The 1,669-nt window shown below is 58.3% G+C and carries 2 rRNA genes; both read left to right on the forward strand.

What is annotated here, in order from left to right:
• A 16S ribosomal RNA gene (locus ACFU9P_RS34585) occupies positions 1–512 on the forward strand; the annotation flags it as partial.
• A 306-nt stretch (positions 513–818) separates the two neighbouring features.
• Positions 819–1,669 (forward strand): 23S ribosomal RNA (locus ACFU9P_RS34590); the annotation flags it as partial.

Below are 1,669 nucleotides of genomic sequence, written 5' to 3' on the forward strand. Positions count from 1 at the left end.
TACAGGTGGTGCATGGCTGTCGTCAGCTCGTGTCGTGAGATGTTGGGTTAAGTCCCGCAACGAGCGCAACCCTTGTTCTGTGTTGCCAGCATGCCTTTCGGGGTGATGGGGACTCACAGGAGACTGCCGGGGTCAACTCGGAGGAAGGTGGGGACGACGTCAAGTCATCATGCCCCTTATGTCTTGGGCTGCACACGTGCTACAATGGCCGGTACAATGAGCTGCGATGCCGTGAGGCGGAGCGAATCTCAAAAAGCCGGTCTCAGTTCGGATTGGGGTCTGCAACTCGACCCCATGAAGTCGGAGTTGCTAGTAATCGCAGATCAGCAGTGCTGCGGTGAATACGTTCCCGGGCCTTGTACACACCGCCCGTCACGTCACGAAAGTCGGTAACACCCGAAGCCGGTGGCCCAACCCCTTGTGGGAGGGAGCTGTCGAAGGTGGGACTGGCGATTGGGACGAAGTCGTAACAAGGTAGCCGTACCGGAAGGTGCGGCTGGATCACCTCCTTTCTAAGGAGCATCTCAACCCCCTAGCGGGGGTTCAGAGCCACTACGTCGGCAAACGTCCGACGGTGGTCAGCTCATGGGTGGAACGTTGACTATTCGGCACAGTGGGTTGGATGAGTTCTGTTAGTACTGCTTCGGCGTGGAATACGGAACACATCGGCTGACTGTGCCGGGCGCGCTGTTGGGTGTCTGAGGGTACGGACGTGAGTTCGTTTCTTCAGTGCCGGTCCCAGTGAACTCGCTGCTTGCGGCGGGGTGGTGGGTGGCTGGTCGTTGTTTGAGAACTGCACAGTGGACGCGAGCATCTGTGGCCAAGTTTTTAAGGGCGCACGGTGGATGCCTTGGTACCAGGAACCGATGAAGGACGTGGGAGGCCGCGATAGGCCCCGGGGAGCTGTCAACCGAGCTGTGATCCGGGGGTGTCCGAATGGGGAAACCCGGCAGTCGTCATGGGCTGTCACCCGCTGCTGAACACATAGGCAGTGTGGAGGGAACGAGGGGAAGTGAAACATCTCAGTACCCTCAGGAAGAGAAAACAACAGTGATTCCGGGAGTAGTGGCGAGCGAAACCGGATGAGGCCAAACCGTATGTGTGTGATACCCGGCAGGGGTTGCGCATGCGGGGTTGTGGGATCTCTCTTTTACAGTCTGCCGGCTGTGAGGCGAGTCAGAAACCGTTGGTGTAGGCGAAGGGCATGCGAAAGGCCCGGCGTAGAGGGTAAGACCCCCGTAGCTGAAACATTGACGGCTCGTTTGAGAGACACCCAAGTAGCACGGGGCCCGAGAAATCTCGTGTGAATCTGGCGGGACCACCCGTTAAGCCTAAATATTCCCTGGTGACCGATAGCGGATAGTACCGTGAGGGAATGGTGAAAAGTACCGCGGGAGCGGAGTGAAATAGTACCTGAAACCGTGTGCCTACAAGCCGTGGGAGCGTCGGAGCAAGGCTTGCCTTGTTCTCGTGACTGCGTGCCTTTTGAAGAATGAGCCTGCGAGTTTGCGGTGTGTTGCGAGGTTAACCCGTGTGGGGGAGCCGTAGCGAAAGCGAGTCCGAATAGGGCGGTATAGTAGCGCGCTCAAGACCCGAAGCGGAGTGATCTAGCCATGGGCAGGTTGAAGCGGCTGTAAGAGGTCGTGGAGGACCGAACCCACCAGGGTTG

Origin of the sequence: Streptomyces sp. NPDC057617 (assembly GCF_042800555.1) — a bacterium.
Lineage (GTDB): Bacteria > Actinomycetota > Actinomycetes > Streptomycetales > Streptomycetaceae > Streptomyces.